Source organism: Kribbella sp. NBC_01484 (assembly GCF_036227145.1).
GTDB lineage: Bacteria > Actinomycetota > Actinomycetes > Propionibacteriales > Kribbellaceae > Kribbella.
The window spans coordinates 3573740-3594457 of record NZ_CP109437.1 but is presented as its reverse complement, the minus strand read 5'-3'; the positions used below and the strand labels follow the sequence as shown (position 1 = coordinate 3594457).

Below are 20718 nucleotides of genomic sequence, written 5' to 3'. Positions count from 1 at the left end.
AGGCCGGTTAGTGAATTCGAAGTGAACAGATCGAGGGAATTCACTCCAAGATCAGATGGGCCAACCCGTAGAAGAGCGCCGCGATGATGCCGGCTGCGGGAATGGTCAGCACCCACGCGATGACGATGCTCCTCGCGACTCCCCAGCGGACCGCCGACAGCCGCTTGGTCGCACCGGCGCCGATCACCGCCGACGTGATCGTCTGTGTCGTGGAGACCGGCGCGTGCAGACCGATCGCCATCACGTACAGCGCGGTCGCGGCGACCGCCTCGGAGGCGAAGCCGCGGGCCGGGTCGAGGTGGATGATCCGGCGACCCAGGGTGCGCATGATCCGCCAGCCGCCGGAGTACGTGCCGAGCGAGATCGCTGTCGCGGCGGAGAGCTTGACCCACGGCGGGATGCCGTCGTTCTCGTTGACATAGCCGGCGGTGAGCAGGGCCAGGAAGATGACGCCCATCGTCTTCTGCGCGTCCTGCAGGCCGTGCCCGAGCGCCACCGCCGCCGCCGACAGCGATTGCGACATCCGGAAACCGCGGGTGGTCTTGGCGGGGTTGCTGCGCCGGAACGCCCACAGAATCGCGATCATCAGCGCGAACGCACCGAAGAAGCCGATCGCGGGAGACAGCACCATCGGGATGACGACCTTGTCGAGGATGTCCGACCACAGCACGATGCTCGACGAGGCGACCCCGGCGCCGATCAGTCCGCCGATCAGCGCGTGCGACGAGGAGCTGGGCAGGCCGAAGTACCAGGTGATCAGATTCCAGGTGATCGCGCCGAGCAGGGCCGCGATCACGACCACCAGGCCCTTCTCGCCACTCGGGGCGCTGATGATGCCCTTGCCGACTGTCTCGGCCACCTCGGTGCCGAGGAACGCGCCGACGAAGTTCATCACCGCCGCCATCGCCAGCGCCACCCGCGGTGTGAGCGCGCGGGTGGAGACCGAGGTCGCGATCGCGTTGGAGGCGTCGTGGAAGCCATTGGTGTAGTCGAATCCGAGGGCGATGACGACGAGGGCGACGACGAGCGCGAGCTCCACGCTCAGCTCTCCTTGACGGCGATCTGCTCGACCGTGTGGGCGACGTGCTCGAACGCGTCGATCGCGGCCTCCAGCAGGTCCACCACGGTCTTGAACTTCATCACGGTCAGGGCTTCGTACTCGCCGCTGAAGAGCTTGGCGATGATCCGGCGGTGCACCGCGTCACCGGTGTTCTCCAGCCGGTTGATCTCGATCCAGTACTCGGCCAGGTCCTTCATCGTCCGCAGCCGGGGCATCGTCTCGGCGGTCAGCTGCGCCATCCGCTGGAGCACCTCGATCTGCTCGGCGATCTCCTCCGGCAACTTGTCCAGGTTGAACAGGTGGACGGCGTCGACCGCCTCCTCCATGAAATCCATCACATCATCGAGAACGGAGGCCAGCCGGTAGATGTCCTCGCGGTCGAACGGGGTGACGAAGGTGGAGTTGACCCGGCGGATGATCGAGTGGGTGGTCTCGTCGGCCGCGTGCTCGGCGTCCTTCATCTCGGCGGCGATCTGGTGACTCGAGGAGAGTCCGGTTCCCGCCGTACTGCCGAGCAGTTCGGCCAGGATCCGGGCCCCGTCCACGAGGTGGTTGGCGGACTCGGTGAAAAGGTCGTAGAACGTCGGGTCGTTCGGACGCAGACGTAACGGCACTTCAAGCTCCGGGTGAACGAGGGACAAACCGTGAACATGCTAGGGGGAACGTGCGATTGACGCGGCATCCGCCCGGTCAAGGTAGCGCGTCGGAATGAACTCATCCGGGGCGGCACGAACGATAGGTGACCGGTCGGTTTCAGTGAGTGATCACGGCGTACAGGTCGAAGAGGCCGACGACCAGGACCAGACCGGCGGCGACGCGGAGCACTCGGTCGTGGCCGAGGGCATGCACCGCGGACCCGCCGGTACGGCGATACACCGCGCTGACCGCGGCCCAGCAGGACAGCGCGAGCACGAGGACGACGATGCCGAGGCCGGTGCGGACGTCGGAGGAACCGTGGCCGGAGGCAATCAGGAGGATGCCGTTGGCGATCAGGCCCAGCGCGGTCCGGCGCCAGGCGAGCAGGGTGCGCTCGGGCTGCAGACCGGGATCGGGTGTGCTCATCGCCACAGGGAGAGGAGCAGGGCGATCAGGCCGACCGTCGCGATTGTTGCCCCGAGCATCAACGGCAGCCGGGTGACCGGGAGGCTGGCACCGGTGCGCATCGCGGCCAGGTTCAGCTGCCAGCGACGGAAGGCGCCCGCGGTGGTGACGATTCCGGCAGTGACCAGAACCACACCGATGATCCTGGCCGGCCAGCGAGCCGGACCGAGGTCGAGGAACTGCACCGCCGACAGACCGCCCGCGTAGCAGGCCAGCGAGGTCCGCAAGTAGGCCAGATAGGTCCGCTCGTTCGCCAGGGTGAAGCGGTAGTCGGGCTCCTGCTCGTCCGTCATCCGCAGCTCACCAAGCCGTGGTCCTGCTTCAGTGTCAGCACACGCCTCACGCTACTGGTCAGCTTCGCGGCGAATGCCTTGTCCTGCTGGGCCTTGACGACCAGTGCGTTCACCATGGTGGCGGTCAGCCCCACTTTGGCATTGATGACGATGTCGCCGCCCGCCGCGACGAACCGGGTCGCCCGCTGGCCAACCGGCACCGACGCTACCTCGGCGGCGGCCCCGACGTCGTCGGTGATCACGACACCACTCCAGCCCAGATCGCCGCGGACCATGCCTTGGATGACGGTCGGTGAGAACACAGCGCGGTTCTTGGGATCGATCTTCGTGTAGGTGACCGTCGAGATCATCACCATGGCGGCGCCCGCCTTGATCCCGTCGGCGTACGGCTGGAGATCGGTGTCACCGCGAACCGTGACGTTGTCGACCACACCGGACGAGAAGTCGGTATTGCCGCGCACTCGGCCGAGTCCTGGGAAGTGCTTGACCGTCGTCATCACATCGGCCTTCTGCATCCCCCTGACGAACGCCTGCACCGGCGGCCCGACATCCTCCGGCGTGTTTCCGTACTCGCGGTCGAGACTGCCGATGGGCGCGTTCTGGGACTTCAGCGACGTGGGTACGACGTCGGCCACCGGCGCGAGGTCGACGTTCACCCCCGCCTGCTTGAGTTGCCCGCCCCACTGCTGGGCACGCGCGGTGAGCTTGTCGGTGGACCAGCTGCCTTGCACGGTCGCGGCCGGGATCCGGTCGAAGCCGGGGCCCTTCAGGCGCTGGATCTGGCCGCCCTCCTGGTCAGCGGCGATCAGCGGGCGGACGCCCTTCACCGTGGCGGCGGTGTTCGCTGCTGCCATCGCCGTACGCGTGTGGGACAGGCTTCCGCTGTTTCCGAGCAGGAAGACGCTGCCGGGCTTCTCCTTCTGCACGATGGGACGTTGTGCCGAGGTCATGCCGCTGGCGCTGATGCCGGTCATGATCAGCTGGGCCGCTTGCTCCCGGAGGGTCAGCGTTTGGAGCTTCTGCTCGATGCAGCTCGGCGTTGCGGTCGGAGTTGGTGTCGGCGTCGGAGTCTCGGCCGGAGTGCTGGGCTGCTCGGTGGCGGGCTGGGTCGTCGGCAGTGGCACCGACGATGACGGCACCGTGCTCGGGCCTGCGGTCGGCGGGGACTGACTGTCGCTGCAGCCGGCGACGACGAGTGCCGTCATCGCGACCAAGGCGACCGGACGCCTCATCTCAGCGACGCTCCCAGACGGCGCGGTCGACCGTGTCGCCGGAGTGCCGGGCCAGCGTCGCGCAGACGTCGTACAAATGCTCGACCTGCTCCTCGGTCAGCGCGTCGAAGATCGACTTGCGGACTTCGTCGACGTGGCCGGGCGCAGTCTCCACCAGCTTCTGCCGGCCGAGGTCGGTGAGGATCGCCACCTGGCCGCGACGGTCGGACTCGATGCCCTCCCGCCTGACCCATCCGTTCTGCTCCAGCCGATTCACCGCGTGCGACAACCGGCTGCGGGAGCCGAGAGTGGCGACGGCGAGCTCACTCATCCGCAGGCGGCCGTCCGGCGCTTCGGAGAGCCGGACCAGGATTTCGTAGTACGTGTGCGGGATTCCGGCATCGCGCTGCAGCTGCTGCTCGATCCGGCTGTTCACTACTCGCTGTGCCGCGATGAACGCGCGCCAGGCCTGTGCTTCCGTCTGGTCCAGCCACCGGGGTTCCGCCATCCCCGCAGCGTACTGGTTGCCGGACCCTGATCAGGAGTACGGCGATGGCACATCCGAGCATGCCGATGACTGCCAGCAGGCCGATGGTCTCGCGGAACATCAGATAGGCGAAGACCATCGTCGTCGGGGGAACGAGGTACAGCAGTGAGCTGACGCGAGTCGCGCCGGAAAGCTTGAGGTTGACCAGGTATAGACCCCAACCGCCACCTGTTGCCAGGAGCACCAGCCAGACGACGGCGCCGTAGAAGCCCGGCTGAGCTGGAACGGTCAGCTGATGGGTCGAAGCAGCCAGCGCGGTGAACAGGATCGCGGACACGAGGCTCTGCACGCAGAGCGCGTCGAGAGAGTTCGTAGCCGGCTTTCGCTGCCGATCCAGACACGTGCCGATCACCAGGCCGAGCAGTCCGCCGAGGGGGACCAGGAACAACAGCAACAAGCCATGGCCCGCGTTGAGGTCATCGGCGACGACCAGTCCGACCCCGGCGAGGCCCAGGACCAATCCGATCCACTGACGCCGGCTGACGCGTTCCCCGAGCAGCGGGCCGGCCACGGTCGCGATCAGGAGCGGTTGCAGCGAGCCGATGAGTGCGGTGACGCCCGCGGTGATGCCGTGGTCGATGCCGGTGAAGATCAGGCTCAGGTAGACGAACTGGGTCAGGACCGCCATCCACACCTGGGTCATGAGGTCTCTGCGGGAGATCGCCGGTCGTCTGATCAGCAGGACCACTGCGGCAAGCGCACCGGCGAGGAGGAAGCGCCAGGCGAGCAGGTCGAACGCATTCGTGTACTGCGTGCCCCACCGGGCGCCGATGAATCCGCAGCTCCAGAACACGACGAACCCGGCTCCCGCTCCGGCGGCGGCGAGCTGGTGGCGCGGCGTACGTCGTACCTGGAGAATCGTCATGGCCGACAGTAACCACACCGGTCGGTATACTGTCAGTATGCTCGATCAGCAGATGGGACTGTTGGTGGATCGGCAGCTGCCCGAGGCCACCACCCTGACACCAGCCGGCGAGCGCATCCTGACGGCTGCGTCGACGCTGTTCTACGAGCAGGGGATCCGGACGGTCGGTGTGGACACGATCGCGTCGGTGGCCGATGTGACCAAGAAGACGCTGTACGACCGGTTCGGCTCGAAGGATCGGCTGATCGCGGCGTACCTGGAGCGGCGGAACCTTGTCTGGCACGCGTTCCTCGACGAACAGCTGGCGGCCCGCGCGCCGACCACTCCGGAAGAGGTGATCCTGGCGCTGTTCGACGCGCTGACGGATTGGCTCGCGGGGTCGCGGAACGGGTGCGGCTTCATCAACGCCAGCGTGGAACTGGCGGCGCCGGACCACCCGGCGATGCCGGTGATCGTCGGGCAGAAGCAGTGGATGCGGTCCGAGTTCGAGGCGCAGGCGAGGCTCGCGGGGATGGCGGATCCCGGGGAGCTCGCCGACCGGTTGCTCCTGCTGCATGAGGGTGCCCTGGTCAGCTATCGCGTGGCCGCGATGGAGCGCGCGCCCCAGGTGGCCGCCCGGGCGGCGGCCGATCTGCTGGCCGGGTGGCCGCGGGTCTAGGTGTTACTGCTGCGTCTCGCGATGGTGAGTCCGACCAGGCGCGCTCGTTGCCTGGGTCAACGGCCGCGGTGAAGCTGCCGGGGACCAGCACCTGGACGAAGACGTACAGGTAGGCGAAACCCCAAGCCACCTAGAACGCGGCGGGTGCTCCCGAACAGGGTCACCGGGTGTTCTCCTGAAGGGCTGCTTCCTCGGTTCCCGCAGGCTCGGCTTGCTCGCGCGCGGCTTCTTCGCGGGCAGCCTCTTCGCGGGCGGTCTCCTCGCGGGAGGCGATGATGGCGGCGCGGCGGGCCAGGCGGTGCGTTCGGCGGATCTCGGCCTCGCGCATCCTCCGGCGTTCCTCATCCGTCTGCGGGACGACCTGCGGCACCTGCCGCGGCTGGCCGTCCGCATCGACCGCGACGAACACCAGGTACGCCGACGCCACGTGGACCTGAGGCCCGACGGAATCCCACCGATCAGCTGTGATCCGTACGCCGACCTCCATCGAACTGCGCCCGGTCCAGTTCACCTGCCCGCTGCAGTGCACAACGTCGCCGACCCGCACCGGTACCAGGAACACCATCTCGTCCATCGACGCCGTGACCGCCGGCCCACCGGAGTGCCGCGCGGCGACCACTCCCGCGACCGAGTCGACCAGCGTCATGATCACGCCACCGTGCACGGTGCCGAGCAGGTTGGTCTCGTTCTGCGCGGTGATGTGCGACAACGACAGCCGTGTCTCGGAGGTCGGCCGCGACGACGGACTGCTGGACATGCTGACTCCTTCGGACTCACCTGGTGGGATCTGCGCAGACTATCCCGGCGAGTTGTCCACAGGTTCGAAATCGCAGGCTGCGGCGGGTGCCGATCCTCGTACTTTCTCTGGCGAGGAGGTGGCCCCGATGACCATCGACAGCTTCACCGAATATGCCCACAGCAACAACTTCGACTGGGCCGACCCAGTCCTGACCCCCTTGACCCGCAGCCAGGCCACGCGCTTGGTGCACCTCGGCCTGGCCGTCGCGACCCGGCTCGGGCTCGACGTCGCCTACGAGGGCGGCGCGGCCCTCGTCCCGGTCGAGCCGTCCGCCGAAGGCCCGGTCCTCGGCCTGAGCAACCTCGCGCGCACCCTGTCGCGCTACGAGGAGCAGCGCTGGCCGGCCTTGGTCGAGGAGCACTTCGTCCAACTCCTCGACTGCCTCCGCAACGGGCCGCCACCCCCGCCCGAAGACCCCGAGCGAGAACTACTCCAACGCCTCGTCCCTCGCGAAGCGCTCCCCACCCACTGGAGCGAGGACCGCTCCGACTTCGTGCCCGGTCTGATGTCCGTCCCCGCCACCATCAACGACGGCACGGTCACCATGTACCTCGAACCACCCGACCTCGGCCTCACCTGGCCCGAAGCCGAACGCTTCGGCCTGGCCAACCTCCGCCGCCTCACCGACCACGTCGAGTACCTAGACCACGACGACATCCGCATCGCCTTCGTCACCGGCACCCCCTTCGCCGCGTCCCGAGCTCTGGTCCTGGACACCGTCCTCCGCGATTCCCTCCACCTGGACCACCACCCACCCCACGGCCTTCTAGCCGCCGTCCCCGCCCGAGACCTCCTCCTACTCCACGTCATCAAAGACCTCTCCGTCATCCCCGCCCTAGGCCTCCTCCTCAACCTCGCCGCCCGCTCCCACACCCACGACCCAGGCCCTCTATCCCCCGAAGTCCACCTGGTAACCCCCACCACCCCCTCCCCCGAGGCCAGCCCCGACCCCCGTCACCCCTTCACCTGGCACCCAGCCACCACCAGCTCCCCCGACAGCACCCCCCTCCGCCTCTCCCCCCACCTCGAATCCCTAACCAAACTCCTAGCCACCCACGAACCCCCACCACCCCCGCACTAACCGGCTCCCCCCATCACCAGTCAACGGCCGCAAACTCCAACGCACACCTCACACACCCCACCCCCTCACCAGGCTGCGTAAAGCCCGGATGCAGGGGCCACGGCACTCAGCACCTGACCGACCACCTCGACACGGCAGGCACGACCGCACCGCGACACCGCAGCGACAGGACGGGACATCGGATACGACGGCACGACGCATTCGGAAGGACGGACGCCATCTGCCGACCAGGAGCGCTCCCCGAGGACACCACCTCCGAAGGCTCGACACGTACTCGCGCCACCCAACAGACCAGCGGTTGCCGAAAGGTGCCCTTGGCAACCATTCGACACCTGAGCGACGTCGGGAGGGGTAAAGCCGACATACTCCCGCACCGGACAGCTGGGCCTGACCCGCCCAGGCTGGTATCCGCCGCAAGTCGCCCAGGCGGTGGTGCAACACCACCATCCTGACCCGGCCGCCGCGCACTCTCGGCTACCGCGGCACCGCCGAAATAGGAGGGACAGAAACAAGATCACGAATGTAGTCTCACCAAGTCATGGAGATGTCCGAGGTCACGCGTGCGGTCGCGGCTGCGACTTCGATCGCCGCATCGCTCGACCTGCCGGTCAACGACGCAATCGTTCTTCACGACTCGAACAAGCTGGCGCTGCGGCTGACGCCGTGCGACGTCTTTGCCCGGGTCGCCCCAGTCGGGCAAGAGGTTGCACAGCTCGAAGTCGAGCTCGCTCAACGGCTCGCCGAGGTTGGGTGCCCGGTAGGCGCCTTGGAGCCTCGGGTGGACCCGCTTGTGTACACGCGCGATGGATTCGCAGTGACGTTGTGGACCTACTACGAGCCCGTGACACCTCACGTCTCACCAGTCGACTACGCCAAGGCGTTGGAGCGGCTGCACGCCGGCATGCGCAAGGTTGATGTGGAGAGCCCGCGGTTCACGGATCGCATCGCGGAGGCGGAAGAAATCGTTGGCAACCCGGATCTTTCGCCGGAGCTCGCCGACGCAGACCGCGTGTTCCTCAGCAGCAGGCTGGGAAGCCTGCGACGGGCGATCGACGACCGCGGCGCAGTGGAGCAAATGCTCCACGGCGAGCCGCACCCAGGCAATCTGCTCAGCACGAAGAACGGCCCGTTGTTCATCGACTTCGAGACGTGCTGCAGTGGACCCGTCGAGTTCGATCTCGCCCACGTTCCCGAGGCAGTCTGCGAGCACTACGCGGGCGTTGACCAAGGACTGCTGGACGAGTGCCGGCAGCTCGTTCTCGCGATGGTCGCAGCGTGGCGTTGGGATGTTGGCGATCAGTTTCCGAACGGGCGACGATTCGGAGAGGAATTCCTGCGTGCACTGCGCGAGGGTCCTCCTTGGCCGACACTCGACACGATGTCCAGGCGACTGGATGGTCAGTAGAAATCGCCGAAGGTCACCTGATAGCAGCACTCTGGGCTACCGCAGCCCCGCCGAGTGCGAGGAACAGAACAAGATCGCGAAGGTAGCCTGACCAAGTCATCAGCCCTGTCCGTCAGAGCGGGGCAACCCCACAGCCAGAGTCAGCTGGTTGGAGGTGTGAAGTGGCCTGGCCAGTCGGAGTGGCGGATTCGGGTGATGGAGCGGACCTCGCCCAGGGTCGACCACTCGTTCTTGCCGAGGCGGGCCAGTGGGCGGAGCCGCTGGATCTCCGGGTGATCGCCGACCATGACTGACGCGTCGATGGCCAGGTGGCGGACGCGGCCGATGACGAGGGTGCAGTCGCCGAGTTCGAGGGTGGTGTGGAGGGTGCATTCGATCGCCACCGGCGACTCCGCGACCCGTGGTACGGCGACTGTCCGCGACGGCTCGGTGTGTACGCCGACCGCCTCGAACTCAGACACCTCCGGCGGGAAGTTCGTCCCCGACGCGTTCACCTGCTCGTACAAGGGCTCCGCGGCGAAGTTCACCACGAACTCGCCGGTTGCCTCGACGTTGTTGAGGCTGTCCTTCCGCCCGACCGACGTGAACTGGACCATCGGCGGCTGTACGCACGACACCGTGAAGAACGAGTGTGGCGCGAGGTTCAGCACCCCGTCGGCGGAGCGGCTCGACACCCACGCGATCGGCCGTGGGACCACCACGGAATTCAGCAGGGCGTAGAACTCCCGCCGGCCCACGACATCCGGATCCACATCGACACGCACGGTCGCAGTACATCAAATCCGGTGGACGCCACCGCACCCCGGCACAAGGATCGAACCGACAGATCGCCGCGAACCACGGAGGCACAGCTTGGACGAACACACCAAACCCCCAGCCGATGAACTCCCGAACCCGACGCCGAAGAACCTCGCCGACCAGGCGGCGGAGGCGGTTCCGGAAGAGGTGGGGAATGTCGTTTCGGAGCAGGGGCGGGCGGAGGTTGCCGGCCGGGCCGCGGGTGCGGGGCGGAACGGAGTGGGGGATGTGGTTCTGGGGCGGGTGGGGGTGGTGGGGCGGCGGTTTGGGGTGGGGGCTGCTGAGGTGGTGGAGGTTGTGGGTGGGGTTGCCAATCGGGGGTTTGTGGTTGGCGATGGGTTGTTCTTGCGGGTGGCGCGGCCGGGGTTCGAGGGCGACTTGCGGAAGGAGACCGCGGTGATCCCGGTGGCGCGGACAGCGGGTGTGTTGACGCCGGCCATCATTGAGTACGACGAGAGCCGGACGGTGATCGACGCGCCGTACGTCGTGATGGAGCGGGTTCACGGCAGCGAGCCGATCGACGTGCCGACCGGGCTGGGGGAGCAATTGGCGCGGTTGCATCGGGCTCAGGGGGTCCAGGTGCCGGGCCTTCCGGAGGATGGGTGGGGTGATCCGTGGCGGACGGTCGACGACCTGGCGGACCGCGGCTACCTGGATGTCGGTACGGCCAAGTGGTTGGCGGGGTGGTTCACGCGGTTGGCGGGTCGGTTCGATCGGGATCGGCCGAAGGTGCTGATTCACGGAGATGTTGCCGCGCACAACCTTCTCGCTACCCCGGACGGGCGACTGACAGGCCTGATCGACTGGGGTGACGCGGCGCTGGCTCCGGCGGAGGTGGACTTCGCCAAACTGCCGCTCGAGCACGTGGCCGCGATCCTTCCCGACTACGTTCACCACACGGAGTCCGCCGTACCGGAGGAAGAACTGGCGGCGGCAACCGTTTGGTTGCACCTCGAGTGGGCGCTGGGGAAGTTGCCGGCCGACCCCTGGCCCGGGCAACGACACTGGACTGCACCACCCGCGAGTCGCGTCCTCGGGATTCTCCGGTTCTTCGCGTCCGCTCCGCCCGCGCCCTGGTCCACCCTCACTTGAACGGATCAAGAAGATGGGGTTCTGGGTGTCAGCGATGGGATTTCTGCTGTAAAACAAGGGGTTTTGCACTTGTTGGGACATGGGGCAGACTGGGGTTCCGTGACTGATTATGTGGCGGCCGAGGGCCGGTATGACGACCAGATGGCTTATCGGCGAACGGGGCGGAGCGGGTTGGAGCTGCCCGCGATCTCGCTGGGGCTGTGGCACAACTTCGGCGACGACAAGCCGTTCACCACGCAGCGCGACATCCTGCGGCGGGCGTTCGACCTCGGCGTCACGCACTTCGACCTGGCCAACAACTACGGTCCGCCGTACGGCTCGGCGGAGACGAACTTCGGGACGCACTTCGCGCGTGACTTCAAGAAGTACCGCGACGAGCTGATCCTGTCGACCAAGGCCGGATACGACATGTGGCCGGGTCCGTACGGTCAGGGCGGCGGCTCGCGGAAGTACCTGCTCGCCTCGCTGGACCAGTCGCTCAGCCGGATGGGCGTCGAGTACGTCGACATCTTCTACTCGCACCGGTTCGACCCGGACACGCCGCTCGAGGAGACGATGGGCGCGCTCGACACCGCGGTCCGCTCGGGCAAGGCGCTGTACGCCGGAATCTCGTCGTACTCGGCGGATCGGACCCGGGAGGCGGCGCGGATCCTTGGCGAGATGGGCACGCCGCTGCTGATCCACCAGCCGTCGTACTCGATGCTGAACCGGTGGATCGAGGAGGACCTGCTCGACGCCGTCGGTGAGCTCGGCGTCGGCGTGATCGCGTTCTCGCCGCTGGCTCAGGGTGTGCTGACCAACCGATACCTGGACGGCGTCCCGGCGGACTCCCGCGCCGCGCAGGGCAAGTCGTTGAACCCGGACTCGCTGACCGAGGACACGCTGAAGCACGTCCGCGCGCTGAACGAGATCGCCAAGGAGCGCGGCCAGTCCGTCGCTCAGCTCGCACTCGCCTGGACTCTGCGCGACGACCGCGTCACCAGCGCTCTGATCGGCGCCTCCAGCGTTGCGCAGCTCGAGGACAACCTCGCCGCCGTCCGCAACCTGAAGTTCTCCGCCGACGAGCTCGAGGCCATCGACGCCGACGCCGTCGAGGCCGGCATCAACCTCTGGAAGAAGAGCTCCGACTCCTGACCCCCCAGCCCCGCCCGGCCTGCTCGCGCAGGCTGGGCGGGTCGCAGGTGATCAGCGGGCCGCGGCTCGCCAGCGAGTGAGGATGTCGTCCGAGGCGACCAGCCGGTCGGGCTGGTTGTACCGGAGGAAGTCGCGTACGGCGCGATTGTCGGTCTCGTCCCCGAAGTCCTGACCGGACACCAGGTCGGGCGGCACGACATAGTCGTACCCGCGCTCCTGGGCGCCGAGAATCGCGTACAGCACGCAACACACCAACTCGACCCCGCAGATCACCAGCCCGTCGATGTCCGCGGCGGTCAGCCACTCGACGAACGGCTCGCTCTGCCAACTGTCGAACCGGTCCTTGACGATCACCTCGGCGCCGGCCACCGGCGGGATGAACAGCTCGGCACCCCAGGTGCCCGCGGCACACAGCCCGTCCGCCTTCTCCCAGCGGCGCTGGCGCTCCGTCAAGCGATCCAGGTCGAGAACCTGACGCGTGTACACCACTCGAGCCCCGAGCTCGGCCGCTTCCCTGGCGAAGGCATTCGCCCGCAGGGCCGCGGCGGCATTGTTCGTGTTCGTCACCGGTCCGTCGCCCGCGGCTTCGGGGCCACAGAAGTCGTTCTGGAAGTCGATCAGAACCACGGCGACGCGATGGAGATCGAGTCAAAAGAAGGATTCAGCCATGCCCGGCAGCCTACGACGGCACCGGGCGCACCCGCTCGACATTTTCTGGACCGTCGCCGCGTGCGAGACGTCGGGCGAAGCCGTCGGTCACGGAGTGGGTACGGGTGGTTGTGGTTCTCCAGGGACGGGCACAGGCTGGGATGAGACCCTCCTGGAGGTGGTTGCCATGACCGCTTCGACGCTCGAAATGGCCCTGACTTACGAACATGCCCGGATTCGCGAGCTGGCTGGGCCGGCTCACCACCCGGAGGCCGCGCAGCCCGAGCGCAGGCATCAGACCGACTGGTTCTACGCGATCGCGGCCCAGCATCTGGCCGCCGCCGAAGACGTCCTCCTCCCCCACGTACGGCGCCTGCCCGGCGGCGAGGATCTGGTCACCAGGTACGTCGGCAACGCGAAGAGACTGGAGCGCTCACTGCGTTTCCTGAAGGGACGTCAGTACGGCGACAGCCGGTTCATGGACCTGCACCTCGACGAGCTCTGGCAGCAGATCGACCGGCTCATGCTGCGGCACGAGACGATGGAGACGGAGTACAGCCAGCGGATCTCCGAACACCTCGACGACTCGGACGTGAACACGCTGACGGAGGAGCTCCTCGAAGCCGAGGAGGTCGCACCGACCCGAGCGCATCCGTTCTCCCCGCACACCGGGATGGCCGGCCGGATGGCGCACCGCATGTGGCGGATGGCCGACAACGCGTGGGACAGCGCCGAGGGACGCGTCGTACCGATCAAGTACCACGCCCACCCGAAGCGCGACTCCGCGCTCTCGCACTACCTGTACGGCACTCCCCTGTCCCCGGAGGACGACCACAAGTAGGTGACCGGGCCCGGCCCTCGGATGCCTCCGAAGGGCCGGGCCCGGTCTGCCGGCACTCACTGCGCCTGGTTGTGGGGCCGGCATGGTCCCACCTCCGCTGCGCCTGGTGTGCGAAGGTGGGTCCCTTTGCGTCCTCCCCCGCTGCGCCTGGTGTGCGGGAGAGGACGGTCCGTGGGTCTACTTCAGTCCGTCGATCGCCTTCTTCGCGCCCGGGTGCAACGGCACGGGGTCGGTCTGGTCGGCGTTCTCCAGTGTGATGCCCTTGGCCGCCACGTTCACCGCGACCAGCGCGTCCTTGTTGTCGTTGATGAAGGCACCTTCCAACCGCGGTAACACAGCAGCGTGATCGGCAGAACCGCTGCGAGAAAGATCACCAAGTAAAACCGCGTGCCTTGTGGTAATGGGAAGAACACCTGCGCGAGCACGCCGACGCTGACGATCGTGCACCAGACCGCGATCGCCAGGTCGAGGGCAGGCCGAAGCCGCCGAGCAGGCCGTTCTTGTTCGTACTCGGCGAGCTCTTCCTCGGAGGGCGTGGTCAAGCCACCCCCCGTGCCGGTACCGACAGTCATCGATCGGTTCCCTCCTGTGTCCGGAAGGCTAGTGTCGGCGAACACGGGGTGGAGTCACGTGATTACGTCTTTACCAAGATCTGACACACATGAGCGTCTCCTGGCCTACGATCACCGCATGAGTGGCGCGGTACGGATTCTGTTGGTCGAGGACGATCTCGATATCGCCAATGCCCTGATACCTGCGCTGCGGCGCTACGGCCTGATGGTGACCCATGTCCGGACGGCCGCGGACGCCCTCGCGGCGGACCCCGGCGACCTGGTTCTGCTGGACCTCGGGCTGCCGGACGGGGACGGTATCAACGTGTGCCGGCAGATCCGGACGGTCTCGGACGTGCCGGTGATCGCGGTGACCGCGCGGGGCGAGGCGGCCGACCGGGTCCGCGGGTTGCGCAGCGGCGCCGACGACTATGTGGTGAAACCGTTCGCGATTTCCGAGCTGCTGGCCCGCATCGATGCTGTACTTCGTCGTACCGGCCTCCTGCAGCCCCGCCCCCGGGTGACCGTCGGAGACCTGACCGTGGACATCGAGGCCCGGACGGTACAGGTGGCGGACAAGCCCATCAGTCTGACCCGCAAGGAGTTCGACGTGCTCGCTGTGCTGGCCGCTCACCACGGCCGGGTGGTCCCCCGGGAACAGGTGGCGCTGTACGCCTGGCAGTCCGTGTTCGAGGCGTCGTCGCGGACCATGGACGTGCACGTGGCCAGCCTGCGTGCCAAGCTCGGCCGGCCCGAGCTGGTGCAGACGATCCGCGGTGTCGGTTACCGCCTGGGTTCGGACTGACCGTTGCGCCGTCGCCTGCTGCAGTCCCTCGTTCCGATGGTGATCGCACTCGCCATCGTCGCCGTCGTACCGCTGGCCAACTACATCGCCACGAGTACGTCGCGCACCCTGTTCCTGTCCCGCAGCAACGACGCGGACTGGTTCGCCACGATGGCGGAGTCCCCGCTGCAGACCGGTGACATCGCCAACCTGCGTGAGCTGGCGGTCCGCTACCACGAGCTCTACAACACCCCGGTGTTCGTCGTCGACGTCGACTCGCGGGTGGTCGCCACCTCGGTGTCCGGTGTGAACGTGAAGGAACCGGACATCGAGGCCGCACTGCACAGCACCCTGGCGGGCCGGCTGCCGGCCGAGCCGCCGCCGCTGTGGCCGTGGCGCTCCGGCGAGATGGTGGTGGCCCGCCCGGTCGTCAACAACGGCAGCGTGCTCGGTGCTGCCGTACTGCGAGTGCCGACCGAGAAGGCCCGTGACCAGGTGCAGCGCGGCCTGCTGCTGCTCCTCGGCGGCCTGCTGATCAGCATCGGCGCGATCATCATCGGCATCGTCCGGCCGATCACCCGCTGGGTGCTGCGGCCGCTGAAGGACCTCGACAACGCGACCCACCAGATCACCCGCGGCGCGCTCGACACCCGGGTGTCGACCGACGGACGCGCCCCCGAGCTGCGCCGGCTCGGCGACAGCTTCAACTCGATGGCGCTGAGCCTGCACCAGGCCCGGCAGCGCGAGCGTGAGTTCGTCGCGGACGCGTCGCACCAGCTGCGGACGCCGCTGACCTCGGCCCGGATCCATATCGAGGGTCTGTCCCGGCTGTCACCGACCGCGCGGTTCGCGCTCAGCGACATCGACCGGCTCGGCCGGATCGTCCAGCGGCTGTCCCGGCTGGCCGGCTCGGACCGCCCGGGAGCCGATGCCGAGGGCAACGAAGAGCCGCTGGACCTGGCCCAGGCGGTGAAGGAGCGGCTGGTCGGCTGGAAGGCCGTGTACGCCGCCGACGACCTGGAGCTGATCATCGGCGAGATGGTGCCGGGCGGGGTCGCGCCGGAGCTCGAGGTGGACGACATCCTCGACGTACTGCTCGACAACGCCTCCAAGTACGGCGCTCCGCCGGTGGAGGTCTCGGTCACCCGGGACGGCACCGAAGTGGTGATGTCGGTGCGCGACCACGGGCTCGGGCTCGGGTCGCGCGACCTGAAGAAGGTCGGCGAGCGGTTCTGGCGCAGCGCGCACCACCGGGAGATGCCGGGCACCGGTCTGGGGCTGGCGATCGTCCGCTCCGAGGCGGCCCGGGTCGGCGGCCGCGTGGTCGCCCGTCCGCCGATCGGAGGCGGCCTGGTGATCGAGGTCCGCGTCCCCCTGATCGACGACTACGAGGTCTGAGCGTGCCGCTCCAGGCAACAGTCCGGCCCCATGACCCCGCGCCGGAGGCGCGCAAGGTGTACAGCTCAGATGTGGTTGTTGCGGTACCAGCGCTCGGCGGCGGGGTGCAGCGGGATCGGCATCGTCGCGATCGCAGAGCGCGGGTCCAGCGATCCGGCCTCGGGGTGGTTGCTGTTGACCAGGTCGTTCTGCCGGCGGAACAGCGTGTTGACCGTCCACCAGGCCCACGAGTCGGACAGGGTCGAGTTGGCCACCAGGTAGTTCGGGATCGCCAGTGTCGGCACCGAACTGGCCAGCCCGTACTGCGACGGCGGGATGGACGACACCACATAGCCACCGAACCGCCTGAGCGCGATGTCCTCGGCCACTGCGCCGATGTCGAGCAGCCGGAACCCGACGGAGGTCTGCAGCGCCTTGATCGGATCGGTCGGCACGCCACCGCTCCAGATCATCGCGTCGATCCCGTTGGGGTTCTTACCCTCGGCCTTCTCCTTCAGTTGCTTGACCGACTCCTGCAGCGTCAGGTACCGCTTCGTCACCGTGATGCCGGCGGTGGCCAGGATCAGGTCCGCGACGACCCTGGTGCCGGAGGTGGACGGACCGACGCTGACCACCAAGGGCTTCTTTCTCGGCTTGTTCGGGTCCGGCTTCAGATCGTCGAGCTTCGACGCCGACGAGGCCATCGGGACGACGAAGTGGACGTAGTTGTCGTACATGCGGGCCAGCGCAGTGAACCTCAGCCGGCCGCTGTCGAACATCCCGGTGCCCTCGTAGGCGGCCAGCGCGGAGTCCGAGGTGCTGAAGCCCAGGTCCGCCTTGCCGCTGTCCACCTTCATCAGGTTGTCGACCGACCCGTTGGTGATGATCGGCTTGAGCTCCATGCCGGTGACCTCGCTGACCAGCCCGCTCAGGGCGGCGCCGAACGTCGCGTAGACACCGCCCTCGTTGCCGGTCGCGAACGTCGCCGACCCAGCCGGGGCCGGCTCGTCCGCACGGCCGCGGGAGCATCCGGGCAGCAGCAGGGACGACGCGGCGGCGGCACCGAGACCGAGCACGCTGCGCCGGGTCATCCCAGTCGGCCGGGCAGGGGTCAGCAGGCGGGGGCGATCCATGCAGGACAACCTAGACAACAAGAGGTGCTCCGGGGTAGCCGAGCCGCGGCCTGCAACCGAACCGCTACCCGCAGGTACGGCGCCGGGCCGGTGGCGACCCGACCGGACGGTGGGGTGGGGACGGTGGTCGACCCGACCGGGGCGGTGGGGCGGGGAAGGTAGGTGGACTGCGTCTGGACGGGCCAGGGGTGGGTGTGACAGCGTTGTCATGCAGCGGCCGCGCGGGTCGCGCGACAAGGCACGGCCCAACCCCCGGAGGATGATTTCGTGCACGACGACCGTCAACTCATCGAGGAGCGGCTCCAGCGCGCCCTGCGGGAGCGGATCCGCCCCGCGATCTACGGCGCGGCGGTCCCGCTGGACATCGAGGTGTGGCATGCCCCCGGTGAGCCGGTGTCCCCCGCCGAGGCCCTCGCCCAGACCTTCGAGCCGGCCGCGATCGGCCTGCCATGGGGTCCGGCCTGGGGAACCGCGTGGTTCAGGTTCAGCGGCCAGGTGCCGGCCGAGTGGGCCGGTAGCGAGATCGAGGCCGTCGTCGACCTCGGCTTCAGCGGCGGCCCCGGGTTCTCCGCGGAGGGCCTCGTTCACAGCACGTCCGGCGTACCGCTGAAGGGTCTGCACCCGCGGCAGACGTACGCCCCGCTGTCGATCCTCGGCCCCGACGGTACGGCGGCCTCGCCCGGCGACACCATCGAGTTCTATGTCGAGGCGGCCGCCAACCCGGAGATCCCGCTCGACAACGCCTACGCGAAGACCGACATCGGCGCCGAGCTCGGCGAGACGCCGATCTACACGCTGACTCGCGCCGACCTGGCCGTGTTCAACGCCGAGGTGTGGGACCTGATCCTCGACCTCGAGGCGCTCGACAGCCTGCAGAAGGAGCTGTCCCCGCAGGAGCCGCGCCGCCGGGAGATCCTGCGGGCATTGAGCCGCGCCCTGGACGCCCTGGACTACGAGAACGTCGCCGGCACCGCGGCGGACGCCCGCGCGCTGCTGACCGACGTACTGAGCCGGCCGGCGCACGCCAGTGCGCACCAACTGTCCGCGGTCGGGCACGCGCACATCGACTCGGCCTGGCTCTGGCCGCTGCGGGAGACCCGGCGCAAGGTGGCCCGGACGGTCTCGAACGTCGCCACCCTGGCGCAGGAGTACCCGGAGCTCGTCTTCGCGTTCTCGCAGGCCCAGCAGCACGCCTGGGTGAAGGACAACTACCCGCAGGTGTGGGAGCGGCTGAAGAAGGCCGTTGCCGACGGCACCATCGTTCCGGTGGGCGGCATGTGGGTCGAGTCCGACACCAACCTGCCCGGTGGCGAGGCGCTGGCCCGGCAGTTCGTGCACGGCAAGCGGTTCTTCCTGGACGAGTACGGGATCGACACCCAGGAGGTCTGGCTGCCGGACTCGTTCGGCTACACCGCAGCGCTGCCGCAGCTGGTGAAGCTGTCCGGGTCGAAGTGGTTCCTGACCCAGAAGATCTCCTGGAACAAGGAGAACAAGTTCCCGCACCACACCTTCTGGTGGGAGGGCCTGGACGGGACCCAGGTGTTCACCCACTTCCCGCCGATCGACACCTACAACTCCGACCTGTCCGGCCGCGAGCTCGCACACGCGCAGCGCAACTTCGCCGAGAACGGCGCGGCGACCCGGTCGCTGGTCCCGTTCGGGTACGGCGACGGCGGTGGCGGCCCGACCCGCGAGTTCGTCGCGACCGCGCGCCGGGTGGCGAACCTGGAGTCCTCGCCGAAGGTGACCATCGAGTCCCCGACCGAGTTCTTCGCGGCCGCCGAAGAGGAGTACGCCGGGCATGCGCCGGTCTGGTCGGGTGAGCTCTACCTGGAGATCCACCGGGCGACGTACACCTCGCAGGCCAAGACCAAGCAGGGCAACCGGCGCAGCGAGCACCTGCTCCGCGAGGCCGAGCTGTGGTCCGCGGCGGCCGTGGTGGCGGGCAAGCTGGACGCGTACCCGTACGAGGACCTGGACCGGATCTGGAAGGCCGTGCTGCTGAACCAGTTCCACGACATCCTCCCGGGCTCGTCCATCTCCTGGGTGCACCGCGAGGCCGGGGCGACGTACGCGAAGCTGGCCGCCGAGTTGGAGGCGATCATCGCGACCGCCCAGCAGGCGCTGGCCGGCTCCGGCGACGCGCAGATCGTCTTCAACGCGGCACCGCACTCCCGCAGTGGCGTCGCCGGTCTGGGCGCGGGCATCGCCGTCGGCGAGGGCCAGGCGGTGTCGGTCGAGAACGGGGTCCTGGACAACGGGGTCATCCGGGTCACCATCGACGAGCGCGGTCTGATCACCTCGCTGTACGACGTCGAGGCCCGGCGCGAGGTGATCGCGCCAGGTGCCGCGGGCAACCTTCTGCAGCTGCACGTGGACACTCCGAACCACTGGGACGCCTGGGACGTCGACTCGTTCTACAAGAACAACGTCCGCGACGTGACCGAGGTCGACAGCGTCGACTTCAGCACCGTCGAGGGTGTCGCGACCGTCGTGGTGACGCGGTCGTTCGGCCGGTCCAGCGTGACCCAGACGCTGCGGCTGCGGCCGGGCGCGAAGCGGGTCGACATCGAGACCACGGTCGACTGGCACGAGGCCGAGAAGTTCCTCAAGGCGGCGTACCCGGTCGACGTGCACGCCGACCGGTCGGCGTCGGAGACCCAGTTCGGGCACATCTTCCGGCCGACCCACCAGAACACCTCGTGGGACGCGGCGAAGTTCGAGATCGCGGCGCACCGCTGGGTGCACGTCGGCGAACCCGGGTACGGCGTTGCCGTGGTCAACGACTCGACGTACGGCCACGACATCAACCGGACCGCCCGCGAGGACGGTGGGACGACGACCACGATCCGGACCTCGCTGATCCGGGCGCCGCGGTTCCCCGACCCGAAGACCGACCAGGGCGTGCACACCGTGAACCACGCGCTGGTGGCCGGCGCCGGGATCCCCGAGGCGATCGAGGAGGGCTACCGGATCAACCTGCCCGAGCGGGTCGTCACCGGGGCCGGCGGGGTCGAGCCACTCGTTGCCGTTGACAACGACAATGTGATCGTCGAGGCGATCAAGCTGGCCGACGACCGGTCCGGCGACGTCGTGGTCCGCCTGTACGAGTCGTCCGGCGGCCGCTCGCGCGCCACCGTCACGCCGTCCTTCGGCGCGGCGTCGGTGACCGAGGTCGACCTGCTCGAGCGCCACCTGGCGGACCGGGACCTGCGGGACAACGGAGTCTCCTTCGAGCTCCGCCCGTTCCAGATCCTGACGCTGCGCTTCACCCGCTCCTGACCCACCGGCACGAGCCGGGGGCTTGAACACCCCATGGGGGCCTGAGACAGGCAATAAC

At 68.2% G+C, this 20718-nt stretch carries 21 protein-coding genes; 9 read left to right on the top strand and 12 right to left on the bottom strand.

From position 1 onward, the window contains the following. Positions 1-40 precede the first annotated feature (40 nt). The 7 genes from OG555_RS17740 to OG555_RS17710 all read right to left on the bottom strand — a co-directional run bounded on the left by OG555_RS17740 (position 41) and on the right by OG555_RS17710 (position 5077). On the bottom strand, positions 41-1039 hold the full coding sequence (locus tag OG555_RS17740; protein ID WP_329484007.1) for an inorganic phosphate transporter: 999 nt from the start codon (positions 1037-1039) through the stop codon (positions 41-43). A 2-nt stretch (positions 1040-1041) separates the two neighbouring features. Further along, positions 1042-1674, bottom strand: a complete 633-nt coding sequence (locus OG555_RS17735; RefSeq protein WP_329484006.1) for a DUF47 domain-containing protein — start codon at positions 1672-1674, stop codon at positions 1042-1044. Positions 1675-1813: 139 nt separating this feature from the next. Further along, positions 1814-2122, bottom strand: coding sequence for a DUF202 domain-containing protein (locus tag OG555_RS17730; RefSeq protein ID WP_329484005.1), 309 nt, complete (start codon positions 2120-2122; stop codon positions 1814-1816). Beyond that, positions 2119-2454, bottom strand: a complete 336-nt coding sequence (locus OG555_RS17725; protein ID WP_329484004.1) for a YidH family protein — start codon at positions 2452-2454, stop codon at positions 2119-2121. Before OG555_RS17725 ends, OG555_RS17730 begins: the two co-directional genes overlap by 4 nt. Then, entirely contained in the window at positions 2451-3686 is a 1236-nt protein-coding gene (locus OG555_RS17720) for a glycoside hydrolase family 3 N-terminal domain-containing protein (protein WP_329484003.1), read from the bottom strand. The genes OG555_RS17725 and OG555_RS17720 overlap by 4 nt, the downstream gene beginning before the upstream one ends. Position 3687: 1 nt before the next feature. Further along, positions 3688-4101 (bottom strand): MarR family winged helix-turn-helix transcriptional regulator, encoded by a 414-nt coding sequence (locus OG555_RS17715; RefSeq protein ID WP_328524247.1) that lies wholly within the window; start codon positions 4099-4101, stop codon positions 3688-3690. After that, entirely contained in the window at positions 3989-5077 is a 1089-nt protein-coding gene (locus OG555_RS17710; RefSeq protein WP_329484002.1) for a DMT family transporter, read from the bottom strand. Before OG555_RS17710 ends, OG555_RS17715 begins: the two co-directional genes overlap by 113 nt. 37 nt (positions 5078-5114) lie before the next feature. Here OG555_RS17710 and OG555_RS17705 point away from each other — a divergent pair, with 37 nt between their 5' ends. Continuing rightward, on the top strand, positions 5115-5735 hold the full coding sequence (locus OG555_RS17705) for a TetR/AcrR family transcriptional regulator (protein ID WP_329484001.1): 621 nt from the start codon (positions 5115-5117) through the stop codon (positions 5733-5735). A gap of 160 nt (positions 5736-5895) precedes the next feature. Here OG555_RS17705 and OG555_RS17700 read toward each other — a convergent pair whose 3' ends face one another. Continuing rightward, positions 5896-6492: an acyl-CoA thioesterase gene (locus OG555_RS17700; RefSeq protein WP_329484000.1), complete on the bottom strand. Its 597-nt coding sequence runs from the start codon at positions 6490-6492 to the stop codon at positions 5896-5898. Between the two features lie 127 nt (positions 6493-6619). On the opposite strand from OG555_RS17700, the gene OG555_RS17695 reads away from it, so the two are divergent. Continuing rightward, positions 6620-7615, top strand: coding sequence for a hypothetical protein (locus OG555_RS17695; RefSeq protein WP_329483999.1), 996 nt, complete (start codon positions 6620-6622; stop codon positions 7613-7615). A gap of 538 nt (positions 7616-8153) precedes the next feature. Further along, positions 8154-9020, top strand: a complete 867-nt coding sequence (locus OG555_RS17690) for a phosphotransferase family protein (RefSeq protein WP_329483998.1) — start codon at positions 8154-8156, stop codon at positions 9018-9020. 140 nt (positions 9021-9160) lie between these two features. Here the strand turns inward: OG555_RS17690 and OG555_RS17685 are convergent, their stop codons facing one another. Beyond that, a complete protein-coding gene (locus OG555_RS17685; protein ID WP_329483997.1) occupies positions 9161-9784 on the bottom strand; it encodes a flavin reductase family protein in 624 nt (207 codons plus the stop codon). 88 nt (positions 9785-9872) lie between these two features. On the opposite strand from OG555_RS17685, the gene OG555_RS17680 reads away from it, so the two are divergent. Further along, the gene (locus OG555_RS17680) at positions 9873-10910 is read left to right on the top strand and encodes a phosphotransferase family protein (protein ID WP_329483996.1); all 1038 of its coding nucleotides are present in this window, start codon (positions 9873-9875) and stop codon (positions 10908-10910) included. Positions 10911-11009: 99 nt separating this feature from the next. Beyond that, positions 11010-12044 (top strand): L-glyceraldehyde 3-phosphate reductase, encoded by a 1035-nt coding sequence (mgrA, locus tag OG555_RS17675; protein WP_329483995.1) that lies wholly within the window; start codon positions 11010-11012, stop codon positions 12042-12044. A 51-nt stretch (positions 12045-12095) separates the two neighbouring features. Here mgrA and OG555_RS17670 read toward each other — a convergent pair whose 3' ends face one another. Further along, complete coding sequence (locus tag OG555_RS17670) at positions 12096-12671, bottom strand: cysteine hydrolase family protein (RefSeq protein WP_329483994.1); 576 nt, start codon at positions 12669-12671, stop codon at positions 12096-12098. A gap of 208 nt (positions 12672-12879) precedes the next feature. Here OG555_RS17670 and OG555_RS17665 point away from each other — a divergent pair, with 208 nt between their 5' ends. Then, on the top strand, positions 12880-13533 hold the full coding sequence (locus OG555_RS17665) for a hypothetical protein (RefSeq protein ID WP_329483993.1): 654 nt from the start codon (positions 12880-12882) through the stop codon (positions 13531-13533). A gap of 177 nt (positions 13534-13710) precedes the next feature. Here OG555_RS17665 and OG555_RS17660 read toward each other — a convergent pair whose 3' ends face one another. Further along, a complete protein-coding gene (locus tag OG555_RS17660; RefSeq protein ID WP_329483992.1) occupies positions 13711-13869 on the bottom strand; it encodes a TAXI family TRAP transporter solute-binding subunit in 159 nt (52 codons plus the stop codon). Between the two features lie 354 nt (positions 13870-14223). Between OG555_RS17660 and OG555_RS17655 the strand changes: the two genes are divergently transcribed. Then, positions 14224-14889, top strand: a complete 666-nt coding sequence (locus OG555_RS17655; RefSeq protein WP_012918592.1) for a response regulator transcription factor — start codon at positions 14224-14226, stop codon at positions 14887-14889. A gap of 36 nt (positions 14890-14925) precedes the next feature. Then, positions 14926-16266 carry a sensor histidine kinase gene (locus OG555_RS17650; protein WP_329483991.1) on the top strand — a complete coding sequence of 447 codons (1341 nt, stop codon included), beginning with the start codon at positions 14926-14928 and terminating at the stop codon, positions 16264-16266. A 65-nt stretch (positions 16267-16331) separates the two neighbouring features. Here OG555_RS17650 and OG555_RS17645 read toward each other — a convergent pair whose 3' ends face one another. Further along, positions 16332-17378: a TAXI family TRAP transporter solute-binding subunit gene (locus tag OG555_RS17645; protein ID WP_329483990.1), complete on the bottom strand. Its 1047-nt coding sequence runs from the start codon at positions 17376-17378 to the stop codon at positions 16332-16334. A gap of 267 nt (positions 17379-17645) precedes the next feature. On the opposite strand from OG555_RS17645, the gene OG555_RS17640 reads away from it, so the two are divergent. Further along, the gene (locus tag OG555_RS17640; protein WP_329483989.1) at positions 17646-20660 is read left to right on the top strand and encodes an alpha-mannosidase; all 3015 of its coding nucleotides are present in this window, start codon (positions 17646-17648) and stop codon (positions 20658-20660) included. Positions 20661-20718 lie beyond the last annotated feature (58 nt).

Bases quoted from the DNA above. Each gene is read 5' to 3' on its own strand.
- OG555_RS17645 (WP_329483990.1), bottom strand. From the start codon at position 17,378: ATGGATCGCCCCCGCCTGCTGACCCCTGCCCGGCCGACTGGGATGACC.
- OG555_RS17720 (WP_329484003.1), bottom strand. From the start codon at position 3,686: ATGAGGCGTCCGGTCGCCTTGGTCGCGATGACGGCACTCGTCGTCGCC.
- OG555_RS17655 (WP_012918592.1), top strand. From the start codon at position 14,224: ATGAGTGGCGCGGTACGGATTCTGTTGGTCGAGGACGATCTCGATATC.
- OG555_RS17700 (WP_329484000.1), bottom strand. From the start codon at position 6,492: ATGTCCAGCAGTCCGTCGTCGCGGCCGACCTCCGAGACACGGCTGTCG.
- OG555_RS17710 (WP_329484002.1), bottom strand. From the start codon at position 5,077: ATGACGATTCTCCAGGTACGACGTACGCCGCGCCACCAGCTCGCCGCC.
- OG555_RS17730 (WP_329484005.1), bottom strand. From the start codon at position 2,122: ATGAGCACACCCGATCCCGGTCTGCAGCCCGAGCGCACCCTGCTCGCC.
- OG555_RS17695 (WP_329483999.1), top strand. From the start codon at position 6,620: ATGACCATCGACAGCTTCACCGAATATGCCCACAGCAACAACTTCGAC.
- OG555_RS17650 (WP_329483991.1), top strand. From the start codon at position 14,926: ATGGTGATCGCACTCGCCATCGTCGCCGTCGTACCGCTGGCCAACTAC.
- OG555_RS17665 (WP_329483993.1), top strand. From the start codon at position 12,880: ATGACCGCTTCGACGCTCGAAATGGCCCTGACTTACGAACATGCCCGG.
- OG555_RS17725 (WP_329484004.1), bottom strand. From the start codon at position 2,454: ATGACGGACGAGCAGGAGCCCGACTACCGCTTCACCCTGGCGAACGAG.
- OG555_RS17690 (WP_329483998.1), top strand. From the start codon at position 8,154: ATGGAGATGTCCGAGGTCACGCGTGCGGTCGCGGCTGCGACTTCGATC.
- OG555_RS17705 (WP_329484001.1), top strand. From the start codon at position 5,115: ATGCTCGATCAGCAGATGGGACTGTTGGTGGATCGGCAGCTGCCCGAG.